We start from the raw sequence: 22016 nt of genomic DNA on the forward strand, positions 1-22016 counted from the left end.
GAGCCGCGAGGTCGCGCGCAACGGCGGGCCTGCGCGGTGCCGCGCAGAACTGGTACAGCCCGCGACCGCTCACCGAGCCCAGCGCCGGCCGCAGCCCCCGGCGCCGGTGCGGCGGACCATCGAGCATCTCGGCCCCGACCCCGACGCTGCGGATCGGACGACGAGTCGACCGCTCGGAGTGCCTCCGCCGTACAGCACCAGCGGCCTCCGTGTCTCCCTTCTTGTGGAAGTGACAGTAACCGAAGTACCGTAAGAGTCATGCAAGTTGACGTGTGGTCACCCACGCCCGTGCTGCTGACGGTCGATCTCGTGATCCTGACGCTGCGTCAGGGGCGACTGTGTGTCCTGCTCGTGGAGCGGGGCGAAGATCCTTTTCGGGGCATGCCGGCTCTGCCCGGTGGATTCCTCAATCACGCCGGTGAGGAGATCCTGGACGCCGCCCACCGTGAGTTGAGTGAGGAAACCGCTCTGGTTGCCGGGTGCGTGCATCTTGAGCAGTTGGCCACCTACGGCGGCGCAGGCCGTGATCCACGGGGACGAGTCGTTTCCGTGGCCCACTTGGCGATCGCGCCGGGACTCCCCGAACCGGTCGCGGGAACGGACGCCGTGGATGCTGCGTGGGTTCCCGCGGATGCCGTCCTGTCCGGCGAGGTGGAACTGGCCTTCGATCACCGCCGGATCGTGACGGACGGAATCGAACGCGCGCGTACCAAGCTCGAATTCTCGGCGCTGGCCACGGCGTTCTGCGGAGAACTCTTCACCATAGCCGAGTTGCAGCAGGTGTACGAGGCGGTTTGGGGAACCGAACTCGACACCCGCAATTTCTACCGGAAAGTCCAGGCCGTAAAGGGATTCATCGTCCCCGCCGGCCCGGGACGTAGGACCACGGGAGGACGGCCCGCGCGGCTGTACCGGGCCGGGCCGAAGTCGGTGTTGTCCCCACCACTGATCCGGCCTGTGCCGTCCCGCACGGAAGAGGACACGGGAACGGAAGAGGACACGAGAGAGGAAGGGGATTAGATGTCGAAGGACCTGGTGGTGGTTCTCACCGCCCTCAATCTCGAATACCAGGCCGTGCGCCGGAAACTGGCCGGTCCGCAGGTGCACCGTCATGAGCGTGGGACGCGGTTCGAGGTGGGAACCGTGCAGGGCACTTCATGTCGTGTCGCGCTCGGTCTGACGAACAAAGGGAATCATTCCGCCGCGGTGATCGCTGAGCGCGCGATACAGGAGTTTTCGCCGGTGGCCGTGTTGTTCGTCGGAGTCGCCGGTGCCCTGTGGGACACCGCCAGGCTGGGCGACGTGGTGATGGCGACACACGTGTACGCCTACCACGGCGGGACCAGCGAGGACGACGGACTCAAGGCCCGTCCCCGGGTGTGGGAGGCGGCGCACGGTATCAGCCAGCTCGGCTCGCATCTGGCTCGCGTGAACGACTGGGCCGACGACATGCCCGGTCATGGGCGCGCGCCGCAGGTGCGCTTCGGCGCGATCGCCGCCGGCGAGGTCGTGCAGAACTCGAAGATCTCGGCCGAGGCGCGGTGGATCCGGCAGCACTACAACGACGCGCTCGCGATCGAGATGGAGGCCGCCGGTGTGGCGCAGGCCGGCCATCTCAACGGGGCACCGGTGGCCATCATCCGGGGAATCAGCGACCGAGCGGACGGTACGAAGAGCAGCGCGAAGGACCGTAACTGGCAACCACGGGCCGCGGCGAACGCGGCGGCATTCGCCACACGGCTGGCCGTGGAACTGGTGGAAGAACAGGAGCAGATCGCAATGTCCCAGGCAGACAGGGCCCATACGGCCGACAGAGACAAAGAGCACGTCAGCAACACCGCCCATAACAGCACCGTTGGCATCATGGCCGGCTCGGTCAAGGAGAGCAGCGTCTACTTGAACGCGGACCCGAAGGTGTCCAGTCCGGCGGACCTGGTCGTGGAGCTGGACGGTTTCCGTGAGTGCCTGAAGCGTCACCACGCCGAGGGTGCCCTCGACGACGACACCTACCGGGAGGCACTGGCCGAGCTGGGCTTCGCCCGCCGGGCGGCAAGGGAGAGTGCTCCCGAATCGTCCAAGCGGGCGACCATGGCACTCAAGAGGTTACGCGGTCTGATCGCAGAGTTTCCCGAGCTGGTGGCCAGACTGGCACCGCTGGTTGTTGCGGCGGGTGACTTGTCATGAACGACGGCAGCAGTGTCACGCACAATTCGGCCGCTTACGGCTCCACCGTCGGAATGCAAGCCGGGGTCGTACACAACGCCCACGTCTCCATCGGCCACCAGGATGCGTCGCCTCAGGAAAAGTACAAGGTCGGCGTGCGGTTCCTGGAGGATGGCGTCCCCAGCCGCGCTCGCGACTTGATCAGTGACGCGATCGCCAACGGATACGACAACGCGGAGGTCCGTTTCCACTGGGTGCTTGCCATGCTCAGCGGACGCGCCTACGACGACCTCAGTACCGAAGAGCTCCAGAGGCTGCACCGCGCCTCCGGGCTCGTACGGACCTATGCCGAGGGAGAGTGGAAAGACACTCTGCGCGTCGCTTTCGAACTGCTGGAGATGCTCAGCACCCCGGACGGCGAAACAGGACGCGTGCTGGAGCGGTTGCGAGCCCTGTCACCCAGCCTGCGTGACACGATCCTCCACCACTTCGACCTGGTGCTCACCGGAGGGCTGAAGGACAGCCTGTGGGCCGAGCGCCGCGAGCGGGCCGAGGCGGCTCGCTTCGGCAACGACCGGGTCCAACGGGTCTGGGCCTATTTCGAACCCGACCCCATCGGGCCACGGGCCCTGCCGCCCCGTCCAAGCGCCGCTGCTGCCGCCCAGGCAACCCTCCCGGTCCGAGTCGGCCTGTTCCTCGCCGTCACCGCATTCCTCTGCATCCTGTCCCTGATCGCGGATCCGGCTGCGGCAGCCATCGAGTTGCTGGTGGCGCTCGGTGCGGGCCTGACCGCGACTCACTTCGGCTGCCGATGGTGGTACCAGGAACATCAGCTGAAGACCAAGAACCGTATGTTCCAGGTACCGCACGCGCGCGACCCCGCCTCTCCCGGAGAGGGGTTCACCAACAGCGTCCGTCATTCGTTCGACCACTACTTCAGTACCCGCGTGCCCTACGGATTCACCCCGCACGAATGGCTCGGTCATACCGTCCACATCCGCAATAGTCTCGTCTCCGAGATCGCGGTTCTCTACCGCGAGAGCCGAATCAGCGTGGACCGGGTCAATTGGCTGATTCGCTATCTCGCTGAGGATACGCGGGACCGGTACAGCAAAGGCACTCTGTTTGATTCACGCCACCAGGGCCAGACGCCGGCGGCGGCGAAGGCGCTGTGCGTGGTCGCCCTCGTCGCTCTAGGCATCACGACTCTGGCCCTCCTCGGAACAGTGGCCTCAAGTGTCGGCGCGTCGCAGATGGTGCTGGCCATCCTTGCCGTAGTCGGCATGGTCTGGTCCGGACGTGCGGCTGCGTCCTCGTGGCTGGAGGCCCGGGGTGAGGAGCGCCGACTGGCCGAGGAAACCCAGGAATATCAGGAGCGGTTGGCCGCGCGGCAAGCCGCGTACCAGAATTGGAAGTCGTTCCTGGACGCCACGCGACCCAGTGAGCAGGAAATGGAGACCTGGCTCACCTGCGACAAGACGCTGTTCATCGACGAAGTACTCCGCCACTACCAGCTCACCTGGCGCGACCTGATCACCCACACCATCCTGGTGACACCCGCACGCCCCTACAAACGAGGGCGTGTGAAGGGCGGTCCTTGGCGATACTCGCGCTACAGCTTCCGTCTTTTCCTGGTCACACAGGGTGGCGTTCGTGAGATCAGCTCGGAATTCGATTTCACCGACGCAAGACGCGGGAACAGGCAGCGAAGCAACTACCGGTTCGACGCGTTGTCCTCCGTACAGGTGACGGAACGCAGCGAGGTCGGCTACGACCTGGAGCTCGTCCTCACCAACGGGCCGGCCAGGAACATTCGTGTCAAAGACGCCGACACCCATCACCTCGCGCCGGACGAGAACGCCCAGGAAATCGCCGAAATCGACCTCAATTCGGCTGGTTTCATCCACACCTTCCGCCTCCTGGAAGGAATCGCGGCGGACGGAAAGGGTTGGATCGAACGAAACAACCCCGACAACCTTCCGTCCTTCCATGCTGCCGGCTGAGTCTTCCGGGCCTTCGGAGCGGGCAGGGGCCGGAGCGCCGGAGCCCTGCCCGCCCACTCATCAGCCCAGCCGGGACCCGAGCTTAGGAATGGCCGTGGCCGCCACAGACGACGTCACCGAGAGCAGACTGCTGCTGGCCGAGTACGACCGCATCAAGGAGGAGCAGAAGACCCGGATAGGCTTCCGTGACAACCTGCTCTACTTCACGCTCGCCGCGGTCACCGCGATCCTGGCGATCACCGTCCAGAGCAGGCAGGCTCAGCTGCTGCTCGCCGTCCCCGTGATCTGCCTGGTCCTGGGCTGGACCTACCTGGTCAACGACGAGAAGATCTCGGCGGTCGGCTGCTACATCCGCGACCAGCTGGGACCGAGGCTGGCCGAGCTCAGCGGCGCCCGCGGGGCAGTGTTCGGCTGGGAGGTCTACCACCGCGACGATGCGAGCCGCACCACGCGCAAGCGACTGCAGACCGCTGTGGATCTGTTCACGTACTTGGCCTTGCCGATGATCTGTGTGACCGCGTTCTGGTGCTCTCCCGCCGTCCGGCCTCTTCTCGTGATCGTCTCCCTCGCGCAGACACTTGCCCTGGCCGTACTGGGCTGGCAGTTCCTGCGCTATGCGGAGCGGTAGTGCTGCTCTGCGCCCCCTCTCCGGCACCAAAAAGGGCGAGGCCCGAAGACCCCGCCCGAAACCAGCGAAACCCCAGCTCAGGGCCACACAAGGCAATACGGCTGATGCCCCGCCTCATGCAGCCGGACCGAGAAGTCCTGCCACTCGTGCAGCAACTGGTACACGTTGAACGCGTCCCGCGGGCCGCCGCGGTCAGGGACCGTCGACCAGATGAAGGCTGCCGCGCCGACCGCCTCCTCGCCGATGCCGCGCAGGGGGTCGACGACGGTCATGGGGAGCTTGACGACCGCGTAGTCGGGGTGCAGGACGACCAGTTCCAGGGGCGGGACCTTGTGCAGCGGGACGCCTTCGATGCCGGTCAGGACCATCGCGGCCATCGTCTCCGGCTTGATCTTGGTGAACATGCCGTTCATGCCCAGCTCGTCGCCGCCGAGTTCCTCGGGGCGCATCGAGATGGGGACGCGGGCCGCGGTGGCGCCGTCCGGCGCACCGAAGTATTTGTACGTCACCCCCACCCGACCACCATTCCTGCTCCCCGCCCGCAGGCGGTCGGCCCGGTGGTCGAGCCGGCTCTCGATCGGCCGGTCCCGCTGAAGGTCCAGCTGTCGATCAGTCTGCCGGTCGTACCGCTCGGGCTCGCTCGGTACACCCTGTGTCTGACGTGCGTCGTTCTGTCGTGCCTCGGTCGATTCCTCCGCGTCGCGCCGGTGCCTTCCCCGCCGGGCACGTCGAGGACCCAGGTCATCAGTCCCCTCGCCCAGTCCGCCACCGCGATGCATATCTCCACCCGACTGCTTTTCTAGGACGCGTGGCCCCCGCCGCGCAACCCGATCATCGTGTCAGTGACCTCCCCCACGGCCGCCCGCCGAAACGTGCGGTGGAACAACAGTCCACGGGTTCTTGCCGGTCCCTGGTCATTACGTGCGTATGAGCTGTGTGTATCAGGTCTCAGTCTCGCAGATGGCGGATAGCGGCGATGGATGGTGAAGCACCGGTCCGTGCGCCGATCCGAGGGGAGTTCCGGGGGGCGTTCCGTGCGTCGTTCCGGGGATCGTCCCGGGGGGCGTTCCGGGATCGTTCCGTGCGGCGATCGGGCCGCGACCGGGGCGTCGAACGGCGCCCTGCGCCGGGTCTTCGGCGGGAGGCGATCCGCGCCTCGATCCCGAGGCGGGCCCCCGTCTCGGCGGGCCGCGGCCTACCCTGAGGAGGTCACCACGCAACCGGAGTCCGAGAAGTCGGAGAAGTCGCACGTCATGAGTGCCCTGAGCGAAACGCCCTATCCCTACGATGCGCCCGCCTCCCAGGCGCTCTTCGACCGTGCCTCCGTCGTCACACCCGGCGGTGTGAACTCGCCGGTGCGCGCCTTCCGCGCCGTCGGCGGTACGCCTCGTTTCATGGTGTCCGGCAACGGGCCGTACCTCACCGACGCCGACGGACGCGAGTACGTCGACCTCGTGTGCTCCTGGGGTCCCATGATCCTCGGGCATGCGCAGCCCGAGGTCATCGCCGCCGTCCAGGAGGCCGTCGCCCGCGGCACCTCCTTCGGCACGCCCGGTGAGGGCGAGGTCGCGCTCGCCGAGGAGATCGTCGCCCGGGTCGAGCCCGTGGAGCAGGTCCGGCTGGTCAGCAGCGGGACCGAGGCGACCATGTCCGCGATCCGGCTCGCCCGCGGGTTCACGGGGCGGTCCAAGGTGATCAAGTTCGCCGGGTGCTACCACGGGCACGTGGACGCGCTGCTCGCCGCGGCCGGCAGCGGGCTCGCCACCTTCGCGCTGCCCGACACGCCCGGTGTCACGGGCGCCCAGGCCGGCGACACGATCGTGCTGCCGTACAACGATCTGGAGGCCGTGCAGGAGGCCTTCCACCGGTACCCCGGCGAGATCGCGTGCGTGATCACCGAGGCCTCGCCGGGCAACATGGGCGTCGTCCCGCCGGACCCCGGCTTCAACCAGGGGCTGAAGGACGCCTGTGGGAAGAACGGCGCCCTGTACATCTCCGACGAGGTCATGACGGGCTTCAGGACCAGCCGGGCCGGATGGTTCGGCATCGACGGGGTCAGGCCCGACCTCATGACCTTCGGCAAGGTCATGGGCGGTGGGTTCCCCGCCGCCGCCTTCGGCGGCCGTGCCGATGTCATGGCCCACCTCGCGCCCGCCGGGCCCGTGTACCAGGCCGGCACGCTGTCCGGGAACCCGGTCGCCACCGCCGCCGGGCTCGCCCAGCTGCGGCTGCTCGACGACGCGGCGTACGACAAGGTCGACGCCGTGTCCGCGCAGATCCGGGCCCTCGTCACCGAGGCGCTGAGCAAGGAGGGCGTCGCGCACCGGCTGCAGACCGCCTCCAACATGTTCTCCGTGTTCTTCACCGACCGGCAGGTGCGGAACTACGAGGACGCCAAGCGCCAGGAGTCGTTCCGCTTCACCGCGTTCTTCCACTCGCTGCTGTCGAACGGCGTCTATCTGCCGCCGTCGTCCTTCGAGTCCTGGTTCGTGTCCACGGCCCACGACGAGCGGGCCGTCCAGATCATCGCCGACGCCCTTCCGGCGGCGGCCCGGGCGGCTGCGGAGGCCACCGCGTGAGCACCAGCATCAGCAGCACCGGCGGCAGCAACGGCAACAGGGACAAGGACGTCACGGTCGTCCATGTCATGCGCCACGGCGAGGTCGACAACCCGGACGGGATCCTGTACGGGCGGCTGCCCGGGTACCACCTGTCCGAGCTGGGCCGGCGGATGGCCGACCGGGTCGCCGAGCACCTCGCCTCGCGGGACGTGACGTACGTCTGCGCCTCGCCGCTGGAGCGGGCGCAGGAGACGGCCACCCCGATCGCCAAGGCGCACGGTCTCGACCTGGACACCGACGAGCGGCTCATCGAGGCCGACAACGTCTTCCAGGGCAAGACCTTCGGGGTGGGGGACGGCGCGCTGCGCAAGCCCGACAACTGGAAGCATCTGGTCAACCCGTTCAGGCCGTCCTGGGGCGAGCCGTACGTCGACCAGGTGGTGCGGATGACGGGCGCGCTGAACTCCGCCAAGGACGCCGCGCGCGGGCACGAGGCGGTGCTGGTCAGTCACCAGCTGCCGATCTGGATCGTGCGCTCCTATGTGGAGCGGCGGCGGCTGTGGCACGATCCGCGCAAGCGGCAGTGCACGCTGGCTTCGCTGACGACTTTCACATATCTGGGCGACAAGATCGTGTCGGTCGGCTACAGCGAGCCCGCCATCGATCTCGTCCCGGCCCATCTCCGTGCCGGTGCCAAGCCGGTGCAGGGGAAGAGCAAGGCCTTCGGCGCGTAACTGCCGCTTCTCGCAGGCTGCTTGACGTACCTTTGGCGCTTTTGCCTGAGATATTGCGAAAAACATACGAATCGAAGTGAACCTCCCCGATCGCCGCGCCCTCTCAGTTGGTGACTACCAGCAGGCGCGACGAATCGGGGATCTCCATGCGCACCGTCTCCCGGACTCTCTCCCGCCGGGGAATACTCGGCCTCGGCGCGGGCGCGGCGGCTGCCGCCACCCTCGCCGGTTGCGGGAGCAACACGTCATCGGACGGTGCCGGGCACTCGGCCGGTTCCGGCGATGGCAAGGACGCCCAGGGCGGGGGCGGTTCGCAGGCGGGCCGGCCCATCGGGGACGGCTCGACGTCCTTCACGGGCAAGCAGCCGCACCAGCCGGCCAAGCCCGAGCCGCTCGAGCCGGGCCAGACCCCGCCGCAGTTCGTGATCTTCTCCTGGGACGGCGCCGGCGAGGTCGGCAACGGACTCTTCCCGCGCTTCCTGGACCTCGCCAAGCAGCACGGCGCGAGCATGACCTTCTTCCTCTCGGGGCTGTATCTGCTGCCCGAGTCGAAGAAGCGGATGTACGAGCCCCCGAACAACCCGCGCGGTGCCTCCGACATCGGCTACCTCACCGACGAGCACATCAAGGCGACGCTGACCAATGTGCGCCGCGCCTGGCTCGAGGGCCACGAGATCGGCACCCACTTCAACGGGCACTTCTGCTCCGGCCACGGCACGGTGGGCAACTGGACCCCGCAGCAGTGGCAGAGCGAGATCGACCAGGCCAAGGCCTTCGTGAAGCAGTGGCGGACCAACACCGGCTGGTCCGACATGCCCTCGCTGCCCTTCGACTACGACAAGGAACTGGTCGGCGGCCGTACGCCGTGCCTGCTCGGCCAGAACAACCTGCTGCCCACCGCCAAGAAGCTCGGCTGGCGCTACGACGCCTCCTCGCCGGGCGGCCGTCAGGTGTGGCCGGTGAAGCGGCTGGGCATCTGGGACCTCCCGCTGCAGCAGATTCCTTTCCCCGGACGTTCCTTCGAGGTCCTGTCCATGGACTACAACATGCTCGCCAACCAGTCGGTCAACTCGACCAAGGCGCCGCCCGCCAACTACCCGGGCTGGCGCAAGCAGTCCGCGGGGGCGTACATCGCGGGCTTCGAGCGGGCATACAAGACAAACCGGGCGCCGTTCTTCATCGGCAACCACTTCGAGCACTGGAACGGCGGCATCTACATGGACTCCGTCGAGGAGGCCTTCAAGCACATCGCGCGGGAGAAGGAGAAGGGCGCGGACGTGCGGCTGGTCTCCTTCCGGCAGTTCGTCGACTGGATGGACGTGCAGAAGCCCGAGGTGCTCGACAAGCTGCGCACGCTGGGCGTCGGCCAGCAGCCCACCAGCGGCTGGAAGCAGTTCCTCGCCTGATCGCCCGCCGGTCGCCCGCCTTGCCGGTCGCCCGCCTTGCGGGCGCCGCGCCGCCCCTCTGTCCCCTTGCCGGAAATGTCCCGTGTAAATAGCTCCTGAAATGGGGTTTTCCGCCCGACAGGGGGGCGCGCGAGATCCCCGGAACTGGCATGCGAAACTTTTCACATGAGTACCCGTAGCCGCGCTGTCCTGCTCAGTGCCGTGGCCGCCGTGGCGGCTCTGACCCTGTCCGCGTGCGGCAAGGGCGGTACCTCCGGCGGCGGTGGCAACACCAACTTCGTCACCGGCAACAACGGCATCGACACCGTGCCGGCGGGCAAGCGCACCGCGGTCCCGGACCTGTCGGGCAAGACCATCGACGGCAAGACCCTGGACGTCGCCGACTACAAGGGCCAGGTCGTCGTCGTCAACGTCTGGGGCTCGTGGTGCGGACCGTGCCGCGAGGAGGCCGCGTACTTCTCGAAGGTGTCGAAGCAGTACGAGGGCAAGGGCGTGCAGTTCGTCGGCATCAACACCCGGGACACCAGCACCACGCCCGCGGTCGCCTTCGAGAAGGAGCACGGCATCGACTACCCGAGCCTGTACGACCCCACGGGCAAGCTGATGCTCCGCTTCAAGAAGGGCACGCTCAACCCGCAGCTGATCCCCTCCACGCTCGTCATCGACAAGCACGGGAAGGTCGCCGCGCGGGCCCTGGAAGCGCTCGACGACACGTCCTTGTTGAAGATGCTCAAGCCCGTCCTCGCGGAGAAGTGACGTGAGCGCGACGCTGACGCTGGCCGTGGGCCAGAACCAGACCGTGCTCCACGGCGCCCTGCTCACAGCCGCGCCGATCGCCCTGATCGGCGGACTCGTCTCCTTCTTCTCGCCCTGTGTCCTGCCGCTCGTCCCCGGCTACCTCTCCTACGTCACCGGGGTCGCCGGCACCGACCTGGGCGAGGCCAGGCGCTGGCGGATGGTCACCGGGGCCTCCCTGTTCGTGCTCGGCTTCAGTGCCGTGTTCATCTCCACCGGAGCCCTGTTCGGCTCCTTCGGCTGGACCCTGCAGGAGCACAAGGACGTACTGTCCCAAGTGCTCGGCGTGTTCATGATCCTCATGGGTGTCTTCTTCATGGGGCTGATGCCCTGGTTCACCCAGCGCGAGTTCCGCTTCCACAAGCGGCCGTCGACCGGCCTGGTGGGCGCGCCGATCGTGGGAGCCCTGTTCGGGATCGGCTGGACCCCCTGCCTGGGCCCGACGCTGTCGTCGGTGAACATCCTCGCCATGCGCGAGTCGAGCGCCGGGCGCGGCGCCCTGCTGATGGTCGTCTACTGCATCGGTCTCGGCCTGCCCTTCGTGCTCGCCGCCGTGGCCTTCCGCAAGGCGCTCGGCGCCTTCGCCTGGGTCAAGCGCCACTATGTCTGGGTGATGCGCATCGGCGGGACGATGATGATCGTGACCGGTGTGCTGCTGCTGACCGGTGCCTGGGACAGTCTTGTGCAGCAGATGCAGATCTGGTCCGGCGGCTTCGATGTGGGGATCTGACCGATGAGCAAGACCGAAACCGACAACGGCCCGGACCAGGAGGACCTCGGCGCGGCCGGCTCCCAGCTGTCCACCGCGCCCACGGAGGAACTCTCCGTCGCGCCCGGCCTCGGCGTCATCGGCTGGGCCCGCTGGTTCTGGCGGCAGCTGACCTCCATGCGGGTCGCGCTGCTGCTGCTCCTGCTGCTCTCGCTCGGCGCGATCCCCGGCTCGCTCATCCCGCAGACCGGCGCCGACCTGAACAAGGTCGACGACTTCCGCAAGGCCCACAAGACGCTCGCGCCGATCTACGACAAGCTCGGCCTGTTCCACGTCTACAGCTCGGTGTGGTTCTCCGCGATCTACATCCTGCTGTTCGTCTCCCTCATCGGCTGCATCGTCCCGCGCACCTGGCAGTTCGTCGGCCAGCTGCGCGGCCGGCCGCCGGGCGCGCCGAGGCGCCTCACCCGGCTGCCCGCCTACACCACCTGGCGCACCACGGCCGAGCCCGAGCAGGTCCGCGAGGCCGCGCTCGCCCTGCTGAAGAAGCGCCGCTTCCGCGCCCACGCCGCCGGTGACGCCATCGCCGCCGAGAAGGGCTATCTGCGCGAGCTGGGCAACCTGGCCTTCCACATCGCCCTGATCGTGCTGCTGGTCGCCTTCGCCTCCGGGCAGCTGTACAAGTCCGACGGCACCAAGCTGGTGGTCGAGGGCGACGGCTTCTCCAACGCGCTCCTGCAGTACGACGACTTCAAGGCCGGCAGCCTCTTCCAGAACGACGATCTCGTGCCGTTCAGCTTCGATCTGAAGGACTTCAAGGGCACCTACGAGGTCACCGGCCCCAACAGGGGCACGCCGCGCACCTTCGAAGCGAAGATCGGCTACAGCGAGGGTGCGTACGGCAAGGAGAAGTCGACCACCATCAAGGTCAACCAGCCGCTGCACATCGGCGACTCCAAGGTCTACCTCGTCAGCCACGGCTACGCGCCCGTCATCACCGTCCGGGACGGCAAGGGCAAGATCGTCTACAAGGACGCCGTGCCGCTGCTGCCGCTCGACGGCAACGTCACCTCCAACGGTGTGGTGAAGGTGCTGGACGGCTACCGCAACGCCCAGGGCAAGAAGGAACAGCTCGGCTTCCAGGCCTTCTTCGTGCCGACCTTCGATCCGAAGAGCGGCACGATGCTCTCGCAGTTCCCGGCGCTGGTGAACCCGCTGCTCGCGGTGAACGCCTACCACGGCGACCTCGGCGGTGTGAACGCCGGCATGGCGCAGAGCGTGTACCAGCTGGACAAGACGCGGATGAAGGCGTTCAAGGACGGCAAGGGCCAGCTGCTGAAGAAGCTCCTGCAGCCGGGCGACACGCTCACCCTGCCGAACGGCGCCGGGTCCCTCACCTTCGAGAAGGACATCAAGGAGTGGGCCGGCTTCGAGATCGTCCAGGAGCCGGGCAGCGGCTGGGCGCTCGGCGGTGCCCTCACCGCGATCTTCGGTCTGGCCGGGTCCCTGTTCATCCAGCGGCGCCGGGTGTGGGTGCGCGCGGTGCGCGGCGCCGACGGCGTGACGGTCGTCGAGATGGCCGGGCTCGGCCGCAGCGAGTCCGCCAAGGTGCCCGAGGAGCTGGGCGACCTCGCCGGAATCCTCTACGACCAGGCGCCGGGGGCACCCGAACCCGACGACGACTCCACCGATTCTCCCGTCGTTCCTGCCGAAGGGGCTGAGAAGTGACTCTCGCCGCCGCAACCAACGAACACCTGGCGAGTATCAGCAACACGCTGATCTACTCGTCCATGGCCGTCTACACCCTGGCGTTCTTCGCGTACATCGCCGAATGGCTCTTCGGCAGCCGCAGCAAGGTCGCCCGCACGGCGGCCGCGCTGACCTCCGAGGGCGCGGCGAAGGCGAGCGGGCCCGCCGTCACCGTCAAGCAGGCCGGGGGCACCGCCGTACTGGAGCGGCCCAAGGTCGTCGTCCGCTCGGCGGCCGGCGCCCGTGACGTTCCGGACGGTCCCGGTGCGCACGGCGGGGACGCGCAGGGCGACCTCTACGGGCGGATCGCCGTCTCGCTCACCGTGCTCGCCTTCCTGGTGGAGCTGGCCGGTGTCGCCACCCGCGCGGCCTCCGTGGAGCGGGCGCCGTGGGGCAACATGTACGAGTTCAACATCACCTTCTCCACCGTCGCCGTCGGGGTGTACCTGGGGCTGCTGGCGCTGAAGAAGAACGTGCGCTGGCTCGGGCTGTTCCTGATCACCACGGTCCTGCTCGACCTCGGTCTCGCCGTCACCGTCCTGTACACCGCGAGCGACCAGTTGGTTCCCGCGCTGCACTCGTACTGGCTGTACATCCACGTCTCCACCGCGATCTTCTGCGGCGCGGTGTTCTACGTCGGCGCGGTCGCCACGATCCTCTACCTGTTCAAGGACTCGTACGAGAACAAGCTCCAGACCGGCGGCAAGCCGGGCGCCTTCGCCACCTCGGTGCTGGAGCGGCTGCCCGCCTCGGCGTCCCTGGACAAGTTCGCCTACCGGGTCAACGCGGCCGTCTTCCCGCTGTGGACCTTCACGATCATCGCGGGCGCGATCTGGGCGGGCGACGCCTGGGGCCGCTACTGGAACTGGGACCCGAAGGAGACCTGGTCCTTCATCACCTGGGTCGCCTACGCCTGCTATCTGCACGCCCGCGCGACGGCCGGCTGGAAGGGTCGCAAGGCCGCCTATCTGGCGATGATCGCCTTCGGCTGCTGGCTGTTCAACTACTACGGCGTCAACATCTTCGTCAGCGGCAAGCACTCCTACGCGGGCGTGTGAGCCGAGCGGCGCCCACACTGGTGTCATGAGCGGTTCCATCGCACAGGGCACCAGTCAGACCCACGGGAACACGCACATACTCCACTTCCTGGTGCGGCTCCCGAGGTCCATGGAAGACGTCTGGCCGGCGGTGTCCACCCCTGAGGGACTCGGGGCGTGGTGCACCGCCGTCGACGTTCTGCAGCCTCGTCTCGACGGCGCGGTCACCCTGCGTGAGCTGGGCTCCGGCCGGGTCACCGCCTGGGACGTCGACCGGGTCGCCGAGTACACCGTCGAGGGCGGCGGCCGGATCCGGTTCCATCTGGAGCGGGCCGGGGACACGGGGAGCGTGCTGCGCTTCACCCGTGAGTTCCAGGGGGAGCGGGAGTCCGAGGCGGTCTGGCGCGGACGCTTCGAGCGTCTGGTCGAACGGCTGGGGGCTTCGCCCCGTTTCTAGGACGGCGGCAGGCACTCCCTCCCCGGCGCCGTCCTCACGGTCAGGACACCGCGGACAGGCTGCCGTGGGCCACCGAGGCGATGCGGTCGCGCAGCCGCTCGACGTACAGCCGCAGGTTCTTCGCCGCCACGTCCGTGTCCGGGTACCGGCTCGCCACCCACAGCCCCTCGTGCAGCCGGTTCACCCACACGCACACCTGATCGCCGTACGACACCCGCAGCAGCGCGTGCGCCCGCTGCTCGGCCCACCGCTCGGCGCCGGGGACGGACCGGGTGTCGACGTAGGAGACGATCGAGTACAGGTCCGGCGACGTCGGCCGGAAGTCCGCGCCGAGCAGCCGCAGCACCCGGGCCAGCGGCATCCGGGCCAGCGGCCGGTTGGCCTGCAGTTCGCCGCGCACCGCCCGCAGGGCGTCCGGGAAGCTTGCCGACCGGCCGATCGGGACCTCGATGGGGGCGCCGCCCACGTACCAGCCCACCGAGTCGTTCCACCGGGACTTCACCCGGGTGTGGAACGGCACCACGGTCCGGTACACCGAGTGTCCGCCCAGCTCGTGCGCGATCAGCCCGGTCGCGGCCAGCAGTCCCACCATGCTGCCGCCGTAGGGCCTGCAGTACGCCTCGAACGCCGCCGCCTCGTCCGCGTCCGCCAGCGGCTCGCACAGCATCCGCTGGCGCGGCAGCGGGCCGCCCGGCTCCAGGCCGAGGTCGACCGGGAAGCCCGGCAGCCTGCCGTCGCCGCGCTGGATGAACTCGCGCCAGCGGCTCACGATCGCGTGCCGCCCGTCGATGGCGTCCGCGTCGGCCCGCTCGATCTCGCAGAAGTCGACGTAACTGGCCGTCGGGGCAAGGGAGTCGGGCTCGGCGCCGGCCAGGCCGGCCATGTACAGATCGTGCACGTCGGCGGCGATCCGGGTCAGGGAGTAGGCGTCGACGTTGCTGTGGTCGAAGGCCATGTACACACTGGCGCCGTCGTCCCGTACGACCGCGGTGTAGATGAGATTCGGCCAGCGCAGCGCGTCCGCGACGGTGTCGAAACGGTCCTGGAGGTGGCGGACCAGCTCCTCCGCGTCGGGGAAGTCGCCCGCCTCCTCCCGGTGCAGCGACACATCGGCGGCGTCGAGGGTGAACCGGCGCAGCTCGTTTCCCGAGGGGCCCGCCCAGCGGAATCCGCTGCGCAGCGTCTCGTGCCGTACCGTCCAGGCGCGCAGCGCCCCCTGGAGCACATCGAGGTCGACCGGGCCCGGCAGGTCGAAGCCGGTGCCGAGCCAGGTCGGCACGAACAGCCCGTCCTCCCGGACGCACCTGGCGGTCCTGATGTGCGACTCCTGGATGTAGGCGGGTGGCCGGGAGTCGTCCGGGAGCGCCGTGGCCGCCGCCACGCTCGCCGGACTCAGTGTCCATTCGACGAGCCGTCCCGGCCGGACCTCGCAGCGCTGGATGTCAGTGATTCGCACGCGTCTCCCATCACAGAAAAGGGGCCCTGGTTACGGGCCCCCTCCAATGGCAATGCCGTGGGACGCGGCCGGGACATGCGCGCCGGGTTCATTTCACCCCAACGGGTGGTGGCCCGAACGCGTGATTCATTGACTGGCGGTGACGGGTGGGGCCCTGGTTCAACCGACGGTGATCGAGTCGAGCTTCTCGCGCAGGTACACATGCGAGTCGATCGGCGGATACGCAACCCGGCCCACCGGCGCAGGCACCGACTCCACGAGGGTGCCGGGGGTGCACTCGCCGAAGTACACGAGCGACATCAGCTCCTCGGCGGGCGCGTCGACCGGTGGCGGCAGCACCCGGTGCCGTCCGGAGCGCCACCGGTCGCCGGTCCAACGGGCCAGCAGATCACCGGTGTTGACGGTGAACGCGGCGGGGTCGTAGGGCGCGTCCGCCCAGCCGCCGTCCTCGGTGTAGATCTGCAGCCCGCCCTTGCCGGCCTGCCGGTCGAGGATGGTGACGGTCCCGAAGTCGGTGTGCGGCCCGATCCGGAACTGGCCCGGCAGGGGCTCGCCCACCACCTCCGTGCCCGGATACCAGTTGATGTTGAAGCCGTACGTCGGATGGTCCATGTGCCGGGAGAAGAAGTCGCGTTCGAGCCCCAGCGCGTGCCCCAGCAGCGACAGCAGCTCCTTCTCCAGGGCGGCCATCCTCGCCAGGTACTCCTGGCACAGCGCCCTGAGCGCGGGGACCTCGGCCGGCCACACGTTGGGCGCGTACCACCGCGCGTTGACGACGGGATCGTCGTAGGGCTCGTCCGTGGCGAAGCTCAGCGACTCCTTCAGGTCGGGCGGCGTCTCGGTGCCCTCCGCGTACCCGTTGGCCTCGGCGCCGGGGCCGAGCCAGCCCCGGCCGCCGACCCGCACTGCGTACCGCTGCTTGACCGCCTCCGGAAGCAGGAAGAACGCCCGCGCCGCCGCCCGGATCCCAAACCGCAGTCCGGGATCCACCCCGTGCCCGGTGACCAGCAGGAACCCCGCGGTCTGCAGCGCCTCGTCGACCGTACGGGCGAGGGCGGTGCGGGCCGCCTCGTCGCCGTCGAGCCAGGGCCGCAGGTCGATGACGGGAACACGCGCGCTACTCACCGATGTCCTCATTCCACAGCTCCGGGTTGTCCGTGACGAAGGCGCGCATCATCGCGACGCACTCCGGGTCCTGAAGGACCACGATCTCCACGCCGTGCCCGGCGAGCCAGTCGTGGCCGCCGTGGAAGGTGGTGGCCTCGCCGATCACCACCCGGGAGATGCCGAACTGGCGGACCAGGCCGCTGCAGTACCAGCACGGCGAGAGCGTGGTGACCATGGTCGTGCCACGGTACGTGCGCTGCCGTCCCGCCGCGCGGAACGCGGCCGTCTCCGCGTGGGTCGAGGGGTCGCCGTCCTGGACGCGCCGGTTGCGACCGCGGCCGAGCAGGGTGCCGTCCAGGGCGTAGAGCGCGGCGCCGATCGGGATCCCGCCCTCCGCCAGCCCGGCACGGGCCTCGTCCACGGCGGTGGCGAGCCAGGACCGGGCCAGTCGTTCGTCCATGCCTTCACTGTGCGGGGCGGGGGAGAGCGGAGCAACGGGGCCGACGGACCCGCACCCCGCCCCCCGGTGACGGCTGCGGCGGCTGCGGCGGCGAGACGCTCTCCCCGTGCTCATCCGTTCCGTGCCGCCCGCAGCTCCGCGTACAGCTCGGGTCCCGGCCACGCTCGCCGCGTCGACTCCGCCTCTCGTACCAACGTGACCAGACGGGCGTTCACCGGCGCGCCGAGCCCGTGCGCCGCGGCGAGGGCGACGATCTCGCCCTGCAGGGAATCGATCTCCGTGGGCCGGCCGCGCTCCAGGTCGTCCCACATCGAGGAGCGCGCGTGGGCGTCGATCCGCAGGGTCGCCGCCGCCACCTTGCGGAAGACGGCGTCGGGCAGCTCCAGCAGGTACGGGGTGACGCCGGGCGCGGTGGGGCCGAGCCGGGCGGGTGCGACCCCGGCGGCGCGGTAGACGGCGAGGGCCTCGCGCTGGCACAGGGCGAGGCAGCGGCGGTAGGGTCGCCGGCCGAGCTGGTCGCGCAGCGGCAGCCCGGAGAGGGCGTTGATCGCGTTGTTGAGGTTCATCAGCAGCTTGGCGTGCTGCACTTCGGGCATGTCGGTGCGGGCCTCGGCGGCCAGCCGCGCCTCGCGGAACGCGGTGAGCAGCCGGTCGTCGGGCTCGGTCATGAGCCGGCCCGGCATGCCCTGGTGGACGGTGCCCGGCTCGGACTGCACCACGTTGTACGGCACCATCCCGGCCAGCACGGTGCGGCCGGGGAGCGCGGCGCGCAGGGTGGCGGGGTTGTGCAGTCCGTTCTGGAAGCTGACCACGACGGCGCCCGGGGCGAGGTGCGCGGCGAGGTCCTCGGCCGCCGCCGCGGTGCCGGCGCTCTTCACGGTGACCAGCACATAGTCGGCGCCGGCCGCGGCCTCGGCCCCGGTGGCCAGGCTCAGCCGGTCCGGCGTGAGACGGACGGGCGGCCGGGCGGAGGTGCTGAGGGTGAGTCCGCGCTCGCGCAGCACCTCCATCGCGGCGGGCCGGCCGATGAAGGTCACCTCGTGCCCGGCCGCGACGAGGTGGCCGCCGAGATGACAGCCGATGGTGCCGGCGCCGAGGACGGCGAAGCGGGGCTTGGACATGGCGGACGGACTCCTGCGAGGGGCTGGGCGGCGGGCAGGGATCAGCCTGGACCACGGGCGTGCCCCCTGGCCAGGGGTGGCCGCGGCCTACCGCCGTGCCGGGGCGCTCGCCGTCCCGCTCATGCCGCCACCGACCGCCAGATCCGCTCCGGCAGCAGCACCGCCGCCTGGTCGAGATCCACGTCGTCGAGCCCGGACAGCCACCGGCGGGCGACCGCGATGACCGGGCCGAGGATCAGGGACTCCAGCAGCGCGGCCGGAAGCGGAGCGAGGTCACCGCACTCCACATACCGCTCCGCCCACTGCGCGAGCGGCGACAGCCGGGCCTCCTGCGCGTCCCGCAGCCGCTTCCCGTCGGCCATGCCCTGCCGGTCGGCGTACGAGGAGTGCAGCAGCAGCGCGGCCTCCCGGTGCTCCTGCACGAAGTCCAGGTACGCCCTGACCAGGGCACGGATGCCGGTGTGCGCGGTACGGGTGTGCTCCAGCGCCCCGGCCAGCTCGCCGAGCAGTCGGCCGAGCCACCGCGTGAGCAGGGCGTTCATCAGCCCGTCGACGCTGCCGAAGTGGTGGTAGAGGCTGCCGAGGCTGACCCCGCTCGCCCGGGTGAGAGCCGCGACCGTCAGCCCCTGCTCGCCCGACTCGGCGTAGACCCGCAGGGCGGCGTCCAGGAGCTGTTCGGCGGTGGCCTCGCCACGTTGCTGCTTGGGGCTCATTCTGAAGTACTTTTCTAGAAAGATATTTTAGTTCTGTGGGCCGTCGGCCCACACTGGTACACCATCCTCACATCCAGGAGCTGCCGGTGTCGTCGCCCGAGAACCCCGAGAACTCCGCGATTCCCGAGATCCCGATCTCCCTCAGTCCCGAGGAGGCGGCCGGCGGCACGATCATCCGCCTGCCGGAGAGTTCGGGTGTGCCGCCCATCTCCATACCGCCGGTCCGCGACGGCGACGTCGTACGCATCCGTCTGAGCGGGCGCGACGTCGCCCTGCGCGTCCGGGTCCTCGACCGGCCCGCCGCCCCGGCGCCGAGGCGGGGCCGACGAGGCCTCGCCGTGCTCGTCGTCATGGGCGTCGCCGCCCTCGTCGTGACGGTCCTGGCGATGGCCGACCACACCGCGGGCAGCGGCAGCTCGCCCGGCGACTACGCGGGCGGCTCCCCGTCGTACTCGCCCACCGCGACCGGCGATCCGTACCCGAGCGCCACGTACCCGAGCGATCCGTACCGCTCCGAGGACCCGTACGGGACCCCGGACCCGTACGCCAGCAGCGGCTCGTACGGCGGCGCCGACCCGTACACCAGCCCCAGCCCGGACCCGAGCCCGTACACCTCCGGCACCTGCCTCGACGGCACCCTGCCGAACTCCACCACCGCACAGTCCGTCAGCGGTGTGGAGGAGGTCTCCTGCTCCGCGTCCGACGCGCACTACAAGGTGATCGAGACCATCCCGCTGACCTCGGACATGAGCCGCTGCAACGACAACCCGCGCACCCAGTACGCCTTCTCGTCGCGGTACACGATCAACGGGGCGACCATCAACGAGTATGTGTACTGCCTGGTAGGCCTCGGGTCCTACGCGCGCTGAAGTAGGTTGCGGGAAGCCAACTGATGCACAGGGGGAAAGAGTTGAACGGGGAACACGACGGGGTCGAGCCGCTGGAGGGGGACGATCCCCGGCGGATCGGACCGATCCCGCTCGTCGGCCGGCTCGGAGCCGGCGGCATGGGGCGGGTCTACCTCGGTGTGCACGAGGGGCGGTACGCCGCCGTCAAACAGGTCCTGCCGTCGGTCGTCGGCGAGGACAAGGACTTCGTCCGCCGCTTCGGGCACGAACTGGACAATCTCGCCCGGCTGCCCGCCGGGGCCACCGCGCCGCTGCTCGCGGGGGACCGGGACGCCCGCCCGCCCTGGTTCGCCACGGCGTACGTCCCCGGGCTGACCCTGCGCGAGGCCGTCGAGGCGCACGGCGGGCCGCTGCCCGCGCAGTCGCTGTGGCTGCTGCTGCGGCAGGCGGCGGCGGGGCTGGCGGCGGTGCACGGGCTGGACATGGTGCACCGGGACGTCAAGCCGTCCAACGTCATGCTGACCCTCGACGGGGTCACCCTCATCGACTTCGGGGTCGCTCGCGCTGCCGAGCAGAGCCAGCTGACCCGGACCGGCATGGTCGTCGGCACCCCTGCCTACATGTCGCCCGAACAGGCTTCCGGCGCCCGTCGGCTGACCGGTGCGGTGGATGTCTTCGCGCTCGGATCCGTGGTGGCGTACGCGGGCAGCGGGCGACCGCCGTTCGGTGACGAGTCCGGGCACGGGGTGCTGTACCGGATCGTGCACGAGCGGCCCGACCTGGGCGAACTACGCGCCGTCGACGCCGAGTTGGAGGCCGTCGTCGCCTCCTGCCTGGACAAGGACCCGGAGGGCCGTCCGACCGCCGCCGAGCTGCTGGAGCTGACCGCCGGCCGGGTACCGCCCTCCGGTGCCCCGCTGTGGCCCGCCACCATCGGCGAACACCTCACCACCCGCGCGGACTTCGCCGCGCGGGTGCCGGACCTCGCGGAACAGGAGAGCCCGGAAGGGCAGGAGGGGCCCCAGGAGCCGGACGGGGCGGGCGGGGCGGGCGGTGGCGGGTCCGAGCCCGAGATCGTCGTGCGGCCCGACGGCCGTCGGCCCGAGCAGCAGCAGCGGCAGCGGGAGCGGCGGCGCAGGCGCGTGCTGGTGGCCGTCGTACCGATCGTGGTCGGTGCCGGTGTGGCGACCCTCGCCTTCCAGCTGGCCCCGTACACCACCGGGACCCACCGCGACGGCGCCGCCGGCACACCGGGCGCCTCCGTCTCCGCATCGGCCGGTGCCACGCCCGGCGTGCCCTCGCTGAGCCCCTCCGGGACGCCGAAGCCCGGCGCCAAGGGCTCGGCCTCACCGGCGAACGGGAAGAAGAGGCAGGGGAAGAAGGGCGACTCGAAGACGGATCCGCAGGGCACGGGCGGCTCCGGCGGCTCCGACGGCGGCTCGGGCGGCGGCTCGGGCGGTGGCTCCGGCGACTCCGGCGGCACCGGGAGCGGGGGGAGCGGCTCGGGCTCCGGCACCTCCTCGGGCTCCGGCGGTTCGAGCGGCTCGGGCGGTTCGAGCAGCTCCGGCGGTTCGAGCGGGTCCGGTGGTGGCAGCGGTGGCTCGTCAGGCGGGGGCACCAGCCCCGGTTCCGGCACGTTCCGGCTGAAGAACGGCGAGAACGGCAAGTGCCTGACCCAGGTCTACGGCTCCACCGGCCTCGGCAGCTGCTCGGACTCGACGGCCCGCTGGACCTTCCGCAGCGCCGCCGGCGGCAGCGTCAAGGTCGTCAACGTCTCGACCGGCGCCTGTCTGAGCGCCAACGGCAACGGCCAGGCCGTCTTCGTCGGCGACTGCTCGCAGGGCGGCAGCAACCTCCGCTGGGCGACGGGCTCCGGCAACTCCCTGCGCACGGTCTACGACGGCGGCTGCCTCGACCTCGCCTTCGGCGGCGGGGTGGCCGAGGCGAGCTGCCAGTCGGGGGCGTCCTCGCAGAACTGGGCCCGGATCTGACGGTTCTTCACATCCCTTTCGCTTCACATTGGTTGGGTGTTCGATCCATCATCGTCCGGGGAGCGGACGATCCTGTCC

Annotated in this window: 20 protein-coding genes; 14 read left to right on the plus strand and 6 right to left on the minus strand. The window is 69.7% G+C overall.

What is annotated here, in order from left to right:
- The first annotated feature begins 258 nt into the window (after window positions 1-258).
- The 4 genes from AQI95_RS06785 (at window position 259) to AQI95_RS06800 (ending at window position 4794) form a co-directional block, all read left to right on the plus strand.
- Window positions 259-1020, plus strand: a complete 762-nt coding sequence (locus tag AQI95_RS06785) for an NUDIX hydrolase (RefSeq protein ID WP_067119009.1) — start codon at window positions 259-261, stop codon at window positions 1018-1020.
- Window positions 1021-2184 carry a 5'-methylthioadenosine/S-adenosylhomocysteine nucleosidase family protein gene (locus AQI95_RS06790; RefSeq protein WP_067119011.1) on the plus strand — a complete coding sequence of 388 codons (1164 nt, stop codon included), beginning with the start codon at window positions 1021-1023 and terminating at the stop codon, window positions 2182-2184.
- Window positions 2181-4166, plus strand: a complete 1986-nt coding sequence (locus AQI95_RS06795; protein ID WP_208614094.1) for a hypothetical protein — start codon at window positions 2181-2183, stop codon at window positions 4164-4166. Before AQI95_RS06790 ends, AQI95_RS06795 begins: the two co-directional genes overlap by 4 nt.
- Before the next feature lie 88 nt (window positions 4167-4254).
- A complete protein-coding gene (locus AQI95_RS06800; RefSeq protein ID WP_067119014.1) occupies window positions 4255-4794 on the plus strand; it encodes a hypothetical protein in 540 nt (179 codons plus the stop codon).
- 77 nt (window positions 4795-4871) lie between these two features.
- On the opposite strand, the gene AQI95_RS06805 is transcribed toward AQI95_RS06800, so the two are convergent.
- A complete protein-coding gene (locus AQI95_RS06805) occupies window positions 4872-5309 on the minus strand; it encodes a hypothetical protein (RefSeq protein WP_067119017.1) in 438 nt (145 codons plus the stop codon).
- Window positions 5310-6047: 738 nt separating this feature from the next.
- On the opposite strand from AQI95_RS06805, the gene hemL reads away from it, so the two are divergent.
- The 8 genes from hemL to AQI95_RS06850 all read left to right on the plus strand — a co-directional run bounded on the left by hemL (window position 6048) and on the right by AQI95_RS06850 (window position 14242).
- On the plus strand, window positions 6048-7373 hold the full coding sequence (hemL, locus tag AQI95_RS06815; RefSeq protein WP_208614095.1) for a glutamate-1-semialdehyde 2,1-aminomutase: 1326 nt from the start codon (window positions 6048-6050) through the stop codon (window positions 7371-7373).
- 68 nt (window positions 7374-7441) lie between these two features.
- Complete coding sequence (locus tag AQI95_RS06820; RefSeq protein WP_067120349.1) at window positions 7442-8089, plus strand: histidine phosphatase family protein; 648 nt, start codon at window positions 7442-7444, stop codon at window positions 8087-8089.
- Window positions 8090-8235: 146 nt separating this feature from the next.
- Window positions 8236-9495: a polysaccharide deacetylase family protein gene (locus AQI95_RS06825; protein ID WP_067119020.1), complete on the plus strand. Its 1260-nt coding sequence runs from the start codon at window positions 8236-8238 to the stop codon at window positions 9493-9495.
- 165 nt (window positions 9496-9660) lie between these two features.
- Entirely contained in the window at window positions 9661-10251 is a 591-nt protein-coding gene (locus AQI95_RS06830; protein ID WP_067119023.1) for a TlpA family protein disulfide reductase, read from the plus strand.
- A 1-nt stretch (window position 10252) separates the two neighbouring features.
- A complete protein-coding gene (locus tag AQI95_RS06835; RefSeq protein ID WP_067119026.1) occupies window positions 10253-11020 on the plus strand; it encodes a cytochrome c biogenesis CcdA family protein in 768 nt (255 codons plus the stop codon).
- A gap of 3 nt (window positions 11021-11023) precedes the next feature.
- On the plus strand, window positions 11024-12727 hold the full coding sequence (gene resB / locus AQI95_RS06840) for a cytochrome c biogenesis protein ResB (RefSeq protein WP_067119029.1): 1704 nt from the start codon (window positions 11024-11026) through the stop codon (window positions 12725-12727).
- The gene (gene ccsB / locus AQI95_RS06845; protein ID WP_067119032.1) at window positions 12724-13806 is read left to right on the plus strand and encodes a c-type cytochrome biogenesis protein CcsB; all 1083 of its coding nucleotides are present in this window, start codon (window positions 12724-12726) and stop codon (window positions 13804-13806) included. Before resB ends, ccsB begins: the two co-directional genes overlap by 4 nt.
- Before the next feature lie 25 nt (window positions 13807-13831).
- A complete protein-coding gene (locus AQI95_RS06850; RefSeq protein ID WP_067119036.1) occupies window positions 13832-14242 on the plus strand; it encodes an SRPBCC family protein in 411 nt (136 codons plus the stop codon).
- 40 nt (window positions 14243-14282) lie between these two features.
- Here AQI95_RS06850 and AQI95_RS06855 read toward each other — a convergent pair whose 3' ends face one another.
- The 5 genes from AQI95_RS06855 to AQI95_RS06875 all read right to left on the minus strand — a co-directional run bounded on the left by AQI95_RS06855 (window position 14283) and on the right by AQI95_RS06875 (window position 19099).
- The gene (locus tag AQI95_RS06855) at window positions 14283-15698 is read right to left on the minus strand and encodes a condensation domain-containing protein (RefSeq protein WP_067119039.1); all 1416 of its coding nucleotides are present in this window, start codon (window positions 15696-15698) and stop codon (window positions 14283-14285) included.
- Between the two features lie 159 nt (window positions 15699-15857).
- A complete protein-coding gene (locus tag AQI95_RS06860; protein ID WP_067119042.1) occupies window positions 15858-16835 on the minus strand; it encodes an isopenicillin N synthase family dioxygenase in 978 nt (325 codons plus the stop codon).
- Window positions 16816-17265, minus strand: coding sequence for a nucleoside deaminase (locus AQI95_RS06865; RefSeq protein ID WP_067119046.1), 450 nt, complete (start codon window positions 17263-17265; stop codon window positions 16816-16818). Before AQI95_RS06865 ends, AQI95_RS06860 begins: the two co-directional genes overlap by 20 nt.
- Before the next feature lie 110 nt (window positions 17266-17375).
- A complete protein-coding gene (locus AQI95_RS06870) occupies window positions 17376-18386 on the minus strand; it encodes a 2-dehydropantoate 2-reductase (protein WP_067119049.1) in 1011 nt (336 codons plus the stop codon).
- A gap of 119 nt (window positions 18387-18505) precedes the next feature.
- On the minus strand, window positions 18506-19099 hold the full coding sequence (locus AQI95_RS06875; RefSeq protein ID WP_067119052.1) for a TetR/AcrR family transcriptional regulator: 594 nt from the start codon (window positions 19097-19099) through the stop codon (window positions 18506-18508).
- A gap of 86 nt (window positions 19100-19185) precedes the next feature.
- Here AQI95_RS06875 and AQI95_RS06880 point away from each other — a divergent pair, with 86 nt between their 5' ends.
- Entirely contained in the window at window positions 19186-19968 is a 783-nt protein-coding gene (locus tag AQI95_RS06880; protein WP_244188663.1) for an LppU/SCO3897 family protein, read from the plus strand.
- 23 nt (window positions 19969-19991) lie between these two features.
- On the plus strand, window positions 19992-21938 hold the full coding sequence (locus tag AQI95_RS06885) for a serine/threonine-protein kinase (protein ID WP_067119055.1): 1947 nt from the start codon (window positions 19992-19994) through the stop codon (window positions 21936-21938).
- The last annotated feature ends 78 nt before the right edge of the window (window positions 21939-22016 follow it).

The organism is Streptomyces yokosukanensis, assembly GCF_001514035.1.
Lineage (GTDB): Bacteria > Actinomycetota > Actinomycetes > Streptomycetales > Streptomycetaceae > Streptomyces > Streptomyces yokosukanensis.

What these genes read in the sequence shown, in the direction of transcription:
- AQI95_RS06865 (WP_067119046.1), bottom strand. Translation starts at nt 17,265, where the DNA reads ATGGACGAACGACTGGCCCGGTCCTGGCTCGCCACCGCCGTGGACGAG.
- AQI95_RS06795 (WP_208614094.1), top strand. Translation starts at nt 2,181, where the DNA reads ATGAACGACGGCAGCAGTGTCACGCACAATTCGGCCGCTTACGGCTCC.
- AQI95_RS06800 (WP_067119014.1), top strand. Translation starts at nt 4,255, where the DNA reads ATGGCCGTGGCCGCCACAGACGACGTCACCGAGAGCAGACTGCTGCTG.
- hemL (WP_208614095.1), top strand. Translation starts at nt 6,048, where the DNA reads ATGAGTGCCCTGAGCGAAACGCCCTATCCCTACGATGCGCCCGCCTCC.
- AQI95_RS06830 (WP_067119023.1), top strand. Translation starts at nt 9,661, where the DNA reads ATGAGTACCCGTAGCCGCGCTGTCCTGCTCAGTGCCGTGGCCGCCGTG.
- AQI95_RS06820 (WP_067120349.1), top strand. Translation starts at nt 7,442, where the DNA reads ATGCGCCACGGCGAGGTCGACAACCCGGACGGGATCCTGTACGGGCGG.
- AQI95_RS06825 (WP_067119020.1), top strand. Translation starts at nt 8,236, where the DNA reads ATGCGCACCGTCTCCCGGACTCTCTCCCGCCGGGGAATACTCGGCCTC.
- AQI95_RS06885 (WP_067119055.1), top strand. Translation starts at nt 19,992, where the DNA reads ATGCACAGGGGGAAAGAGTTGAACGGGGAACACGACGGGGTCGAGCCG.
- AQI95_RS06850 (WP_067119036.1), top strand. Translation starts at nt 13,832, where the DNA reads ATGAGCGGTTCCATCGCACAGGGCACCAGTCAGACCCACGGGAACACG.
- AQI95_RS06875 (WP_067119052.1), bottom strand. Translation starts at nt 19,099, where the DNA reads ATGAGCCCCAAGCAGCAACGTGGCGAGGCCACCGCCGAACAGCTCCTG.
- resB (WP_067119029.1), top strand. Translation starts at nt 11,024, where the DNA reads ATGAGCAAGACCGAAACCGACAACGGCCCGGACCAGGAGGACCTCGGC.
- AQI95_RS06860 (WP_067119042.1), bottom strand. Translation starts at nt 16,835, where the DNA reads ATGAGGACATCGGTGAGTAGCGCGCGTGTTCCCGTCATCGACCTGCGG.
- AQI95_RS06790 (WP_067119011.1), top strand. Translation starts at nt 1,021, where the DNA reads ATGTCGAAGGACCTGGTGGTGGTTCTCACCGCCCTCAATCTCGAATAC.
- AQI95_RS06870 (WP_067119049.1), bottom strand. Translation starts at nt 18,386, where the DNA reads ATGTCCAAGCCCCGCTTCGCCGTCCTCGGCGCCGGCACCATCGGCTGT.
- AQI95_RS06785 (WP_067119009.1), top strand. Translation starts at nt 259, where the DNA reads ATGCAAGTTGACGTGTGGTCACCCACGCCCGTGCTGCTGACGGTCGAT.